Source organism: Caldicellulosiruptor morganii, assembly GCF_026810225.1.
Lineage (GTDB): Bacteria > Bacillota > Thermoanaerobacteria > Caldicellulosiruptorales > Caldicellulosiruptoraceae > Caldicellulosiruptor > Caldicellulosiruptor morganii.
Map to the genome: position 1 here is coordinate 938832 of NZ_CP113865.1, position 6169 is coordinate 945000.

The window sequence follows — 6169 nt, forward strand, 5'->3', positions numbered from 1 at the left end:
TAGAAAACCTACTATTAAGATAAAAATAATAGAAGTTGATATAAATGCAGGGAAGAAGTGTTTATTTTGATCACGCTGCAACAACACCGCTAAAAAGAGAAGTTTTAGATGAGATGATGCCGTATCTTACAGAACAATACGGTAATCCATCTACTATCTACAAACTTGGCAGAGAAGCAAAGAAGGCAATAGAGAATGCAAGGGAAAGGGTTGCTAAAGCTCTGAATGCTGATGTACAGGAGATATTTTTTACCTCCGGTGGCACAGAGTCAGATAACTGGGCGTTAAAAGGGGTAGCATTCGCAAATAAAGATAAGGGCAGGCATATTATAACAACCACTATTGAGCATCATGCAGTTTTACACCCACTTAAGTATCTTGAAGGATTGGGCTTTGAAGTGACATACGTTCCTGTTGAGCCAAACGGTATTGTGGATCCTCAGAAAATAAAAGAGGCAATAAGAGATGATACTATATTGATTTCTGTAATGCTCGCAAATAATGAAATTGGTACAATTCAGCCAGTTAAACAAATAGCAAAAATAGCAAAAGAAAAAGGGATAATTGTTCATACAGATGCCGTGCAAGCTGTTGGTCAGATTCCTGTTGATGTAAAAGATTTGGGTGTTGACCTGCTGTCACTTTCTGCTCATAAGTTCTATGGACCAAAAGGGGTAGGAGCGCTGTATATAAAAAAGGGAACAAAAATTCATCCGTTTTCACATGGCGGTGCTCAAGAGAGAAACAGACGTGCAGGCACAGAAAATGTTGCCGGGATTGTTGGACTTGGTAAGGCAATAGAGCTTGCAACTGCGAATCTTTCAGAGTATGCAAACAGGCTTCAAAAGTTAAGAGATAAGCTTATTGACGGGGTTTTGAGTAAGATTGACCATGTTCGTTTAAACGGGGATAGGCACAACAGACTTCCAAACAATGCTAATTTTTCGTTTGAGTTTATTGAAGGAGAAAGTTTGCTTCTGATGCTTGACATGAAAGGTATTGCAGCATCAAGTGGTTCTGCTTGTACATCTGGATCTTTGGACCCATCACATGTGCTTTTGGCAATAGGGCTTGAGCATGAAGTAGCACATGGTTCTTTGCGAATAACCTTAGGTGAGGACAATACAGAAGAAGATATAGATTATCTTTTAGAGGTGCTGCCTGAGATTGTATCAAGGCTCAGAGAGATGAGCCCACTGTATGAAAAGGTGAAAAAAGGGGGTAATTAAGGATGTACAGTGAAAAGGTTTTGGATCATTTTATGAATCCCAGAAATGTTGGAGAAATTGAAGATGCAAATGGCGTTGCTCAGGTTGGAAATGCTAAGTGTGGGGATATAATGAAGATGTATCTTAAGATAGAAAATGGTATAATAGTTGATGCAAAATTCAAAACATTTGGGTGTGGTGCTGCTGTTGCAACAAGTTCAATGGCAACAGAAATGGTAAAAGGGAAAACCATTGAAGAGGCTTTGCAGATTACAAACAAGGCTGTTGCAGAGGCTTTAGATGGTCTGCCGCCAAATAAGCTTCATTGCTCTGTTCTGGCTGAGGAAGCTATAAAAGCTGCAATTGAAGACTATTTAAGCAAACAGAAACAAAAAGTATAGCAACTACAAAACAGATTTGTGCAAAAGGGTGAGTTTTTTTGAAGAAAAAAGTTCTTGTTGCAATGAGCGGCGGAGTTGATTCTTCTGTTGCTGCTGCCATATTAAAGGAAGAAGGATATGAAGTATACGGGGCTACAATGCAGATCTGGCAAAGCGAAAGTGAATATGAACAGCTTGCAGGAAACAGTTGCTGTTCGATTTATGCAGTGGAAGATGCTCGTAAAGTTGCTGATATACTCAATATTCCATATTATGTCTTTAATATGAAAGATGATTTTAAGGAAAAGGTAATTGACTATTTTATTGAAGAATATATAAAAGGAAGAACTCCTAATCCTTGTATAATGTGTAACAGAAAGATCAAATTTGAACTCTTTTTAAAAAAAGCTATTGCTATTGGTATGGACTATATTGCAACCGGTCATTATGCAGTTGTGGAGTATGACAAAAATCTTAACAGATATCTTTTGAAAAGGTCTTTGGCCAGAGAAAAAGACCAGACTTATGTTTTGTATAATATGACGCAGGATATTTTATCAAGAACCCTTTTCCCATTGGGGAGATTTTCAAAGGATGAGGTTCGCAGGCTTGCAGAGAAATTTAAACTACCTGTTGCGAAAAAGCCCGATTCGCAGGAAATTTGTTTCATTCCGGACAATGACTATGGCAAATTTATAGAGAAAGAGACAGGAATCAAAGAAAATGGTGTATATGTAGATTTGGAAGGGAATATACTTGGCAAAAGCAGGGCTTACTACAATTACACCATTGGGCAAAGAAAAGGACTTGGTATTTCAACCGGTAAAAGAATGTATGTAATTGATATAAAGCCAGAAGAGAACAAGGTTGTTCTGGGTGAAGAAGACAGGATATTTGCAGATAGACTTATTGCAAGTGATTTAAATTTTATTCCGTTTGACAGGTTGGAATCTGAAATAGAAGTTATGGCAAAGATAAGATATACAGCCAGAGAAGCAAAAGCCAAGGTGGTGCCTATAGAAAATAATAAGGTGCTTGTTAAGTTTTACGAAAAGCAGAGAGCAATAACGCCTGGACAGTCTGTGGTATTTTACAGTAATGATATTGTGATAGGTGGCGGTATAATAGAGAAAGCCCTCGTGTGAGGGCTTTTTATATTTTTATAAATACTGGTTTAAGGTTTTCGAATTTTGTTAAATATTTAAAACCGATGTCTTTTAACATTTCAATGGTTGGCTTGAACATGTAAGCAATAAAGTCAGGAGAATGAGCATCAGAACCAATTGTAATAATCTTTCCACCAAGTTCATAATATCTTTTTAAGATTTTGAATTCAGGATGAGGCGTATCAAGACCATATCTGAATCCAGATGTATTAACTTCAATTCCTTTTCCTTTCTGTATAAGCAATTTTAAAATCTCATCAATAAGGTCCCAGTATTCTTTTCTGTCAAGTTCTTTGTCTTTATAATTTCCGTAGCGTTTTACGATATCAAGATGGCCATATACACAGAACTTATCAAACATTTTTATAAGATTTAAAGTTTCCTCGAAATATCTTAAAAAAGCCTGTTCTTTGGTTTTCCCGTTGTAGTAAACACCATCTGCTAAATCCTGAAAATCCACAGCATGTGTTGATGCAATAATGAAATCAAATTGATAACTTTGCAGTATTTCCAGACTTTTTCCTATTGAATGAGGCTGAAGACCAACTTCAGCACCCAATTTGATTTTAATTTTGTCTTTGTATTTTTCCTTAACCGAGTAGAACTCTTTTGTATATTCTTCATAGTCTATGTCCCATACAGGGTATGAAACTGGTGGATACAAAAGGTCCATATGGTCAGTAAAAGCAATTTCATCAAGTCCGATTTCTAAAGCTTTTTTTATAGCATCTTCCATGCTCATATTTGAGTCAGATGAAAAGTTTGAATGAATGTGATAGTCAAACATTGTCAGGTCATCCCCTTTTACCGTAGTTCTTATAAGTAAGAATAATTTAAAATTTAGATGGAGTCTTTGCACATAATCAAATTGTATGATATTTTATAACCGATGACAATAATAAGTTTAAGGGTGATTTTATGATAATAAAGTTAAAAGATGAACCAATGCAGGTGATAAAAAAGCTAAATCATCACAATTTCAGGGCATACCTGGTTGGAGGATCATTAAGAGATTATTTGCTTGGTAACACTCCGCAGGATTTTGACATCGCAACAGACGCAAAACCTGAAGATGTGATGAGACTTTTTGAGAAAGTAATTCCAACAGGGATAAACCATGGAACTGTTACAGTAATAATAAACGATGTGAAAATAGAGGTCACAACTTTCAGAATAGAAAAAGAATATCAAAATCACAGATGGCCTTCTGTAGAGTTTACAGACAGTCTTTACGAAGACCTCAAAAGAAGAGATTTTACCATAAATGCCATGGCTTATCATCCTGATGAAGGGCTTATTGACTATTTCAACGGACTTGATGATCTGAAAAACAGGATTGTGCGCTGTGTTGGGAATCCCCAGGAGAGATTTTTTGAGGATGCTCTCAGGATTCTGAGATGTATAAGGTTTGCAGCTCAGCTGAATTTTAGCATAGATACAATGACTTTTCAAGGAGTTGTTCTTTTAAAAGATCTTTTAAAGAAAATATCTATGGAAAGAATAAATACCGAACTTTCTAAAATATTAAAGAGCAAAAATCCTTTGTATGGTATTCAATTGCTCTATGAAAGCGGTGTTGGAGAGGTTGTAATACAGGAATACGAAAGAATTTATAAATTTTTACATTCAACAAAATTTGATTTAATCCCTTTTAGTTTGAAAATTCCGGCTTTTTTTGCTGCTTTGAGGGATGCAAAAAAGGTGGAGACTTTGATGAGAAAACTCAGATTTGACAGGAAAAATATTGCTCTGGCAATAACATTGTGTAATTATCTTAACTCTGAATATTCAACAGAATACCTTGTAAGAAAAATATTTTTTGAAGAAGAGAAGGCAGAAGAGATAATTATTGCACTTTCGATTTTGAATAAAGATGATACAATGGTAGAGCTATTTAATAAATTGAGGGTGAAAAACCGACTTGTTAAAAAAGAAGATGTAAAGATAAAAGGCGAAGATTTATTGGAGCTTGGGTTAAAGGGCAAAGAAATAGGAAATGTATTGCAAATGGTATATGAATATATTCTATACAATCCTGAAAAAAATAATAGAAAAGATATATTGGATTTTGTTAATTCACATCTTAAAAAGGGTAAAAATTAATAAACAAATATTTAGCTGAGGAGATGAACAATGCTACCAGCTACAAACGAGTTGGGATATTATGAAATTCGACTTGAAAGTATAGGTGGGCTTGGTGCCAATGTTGCGGGTAAAATCCTGGCTGAGGCAGGAGTTGTCGGCAGTAACTTTAATGCTTTGAACTTTGCAAGCTACGGTTCTGAGAAAAAGGGGACTCCTGTAAAATCATACATTAGATTTGCACCGAAAGAAAAACAAATAAGGATTAACTCTCCTGTTGTTAAGCCTCATTTAGTAGCTATATTTCATGAAAATATGGTAAACACAAATCCTGTAACTCAGGGGCTTTATAAAGATGGCATAGTCATTCTGAATACCAATAAAGAAGTTGACCAGGCACGTGACTTTTTGAAGCTTGCAAGTGGTACTGTTGCGGTGGTTGATGCTATCAAAATAGCTCTTGAACTGAAGACAAGAATAAATATGGTAATGTTAGGTGCAATAGTCAAAATGCTCGGATTTATAAACCTTGATAGCGTAAAAGAGTTGGTCAAAGAAACCTTTGGGAAAAAATACCCCCAAACAATTCCATCAAATATTGCTGGACTTGAAGCAGGTTACAATGAAGTAAAGTTTAAATATTTTGAGTATGATGGGAAATATCCCTATGTGGAATATCGTGAAGAAAGGCGTCCGGTTGGCTACAGCAATGCTCCAATCGGGGGTACAATTATTGAATACGGAAATACTATTACAAAAAACAATATTACAAGCAGAGTAGGGAAAATTCCTGTCTTTATAAAGGAAAAGTGTATCAATTGCGGTCTTTGTGAAACAACATGTCCTGACTACGTTTTTGTATGGGACAGAAAAGTGAAAAATGGAAAACCCAGGATGTTCAATATGGGTTTGGATTATCAATACTGTAAAGGGTGTCTGAGATGTGTGGACATCTGCCCTGCAGGTGCACTTGTTGAAGGGATTGAAAGAGAATATGATGTTGAGAAAATAACTGTAAAACATGATTTTGATATATATAAAAAATGGTATGAGGAAGGTGAAAATTTATGATAAAACCTCAGGAAACAATATTTGAAAGTGGCAATGAAATGGCGGCTTTAGCCGCATCGCAAATAAATTATCATATTATGGGATATTACCCTATAACACCTTCAACCCAAATTGCAGAAGAGCTTGATAGCATGAAAGCAGACGGCCTGCATGATATTTTGCTAATTGCAGCAGATGGAGAACATGGGGCTGCCGGGATTTGTTATGGTGCAAGTTTGGGTGGAGGAAGGGTTTTTAATGCAACCAGTGCAAACGGGCTTAT

At 35.9% G+C, this 6169-nt stretch carries 7 protein-coding genes (1 of these 7 running past the window's edge); 6 read left to right on the plus strand and 1 reads right to left on the minus strand.

Annotation, left to right across the window (positions count from 1 at the left end):
• The first annotated feature begins 44 nt into the window (after positions 1–44).
• Genes nifS through mnmA form a run of 3 tightly spaced genes read left to right on the plus strand, consistent with a single transcriptional unit; the run spans position 45 to position 2733 of the window.
• The gene (gene nifS / locus OTK00_RS04500; protein WP_045169234.1) at positions 45–1229 is read left to right on the plus strand and encodes a cysteine desulfurase NifS; all 1185 of its coding nucleotides are present in this window, start codon (positions 45–47) and stop codon (positions 1227–1229) included.
• Between the two features lie 2 nt (positions 1230–1231).
• Complete coding sequence (nifU, locus tag OTK00_RS04505; protein ID WP_045169235.1) at positions 1232–1609, plus strand: Fe-S cluster assembly scaffold protein NifU; 378 nt, start codon at positions 1232–1234, stop codon at positions 1607–1609.
• Positions 1610–1647: 38 nt separating this feature from the next.
• Positions 1648–2733 carry a tRNA 2-thiouridine(34) synthase MnmA gene (gene mnmA, locus OTK00_RS04510; protein WP_045169236.1) on the plus strand — a complete coding sequence of 362 codons (1086 nt, stop codon included), beginning with the start codon at positions 1648–1650 and terminating at the stop codon, positions 2731–2733.
• Between the two features lie 7 nt (positions 2734–2740).
• On the opposite strand, the gene OTK00_RS04515 is transcribed toward mnmA, so the two are convergent.
• Positions 2741–3541 carry a histidinol-phosphatase HisJ family protein gene (locus tag OTK00_RS04515; RefSeq protein ID WP_045169237.1) on the minus strand — a complete coding sequence of 267 codons (801 nt, stop codon included), beginning with the start codon at positions 3539–3541 and terminating at the stop codon, positions 2741–2743.
• A gap of 131 nt (positions 3542–3672) precedes the next feature.
• Between OTK00_RS04515 and OTK00_RS04520 the strand changes: the two genes are divergently transcribed.
• The 3 genes in view from OTK00_RS04520 to OTK00_RS04530 are tightly spaced (at most 30 nt apart) and all read left to right on the plus strand, a layout consistent with a single transcriptional unit that may run on beyond the window.
• Positions 3673–4857 (plus strand): CCA tRNA nucleotidyltransferase, encoded by a 1185-nt coding sequence (locus OTK00_RS04520; RefSeq protein ID WP_241765475.1) that lies wholly within the window; start codon positions 3673–3675, stop codon positions 4855–4857.
• Between the two features lie 30 nt (positions 4858–4887).
• Entirely contained in the window at positions 4888–5907 is a 1020-nt protein-coding gene (locus tag OTK00_RS04525) for a 2-oxoacid:acceptor oxidoreductase family protein (RefSeq protein WP_045169238.1), read from the plus strand.
• On the plus strand, positions 5904–6169 hold the 5' portion of the coding sequence (locus OTK00_RS04530) for a thiamine pyrophosphate-dependent enzyme (RefSeq protein WP_045169239.1). The gene runs 1942 nt beyond the window's last position; only the first 266 of its 2208 coding nucleotides appear in the window; its start codon is at positions 5904–5906; its stop codon lies off the right edge, out of view. The genes OTK00_RS04525 and OTK00_RS04530 overlap by 4 nt, the downstream gene beginning before the upstream one ends.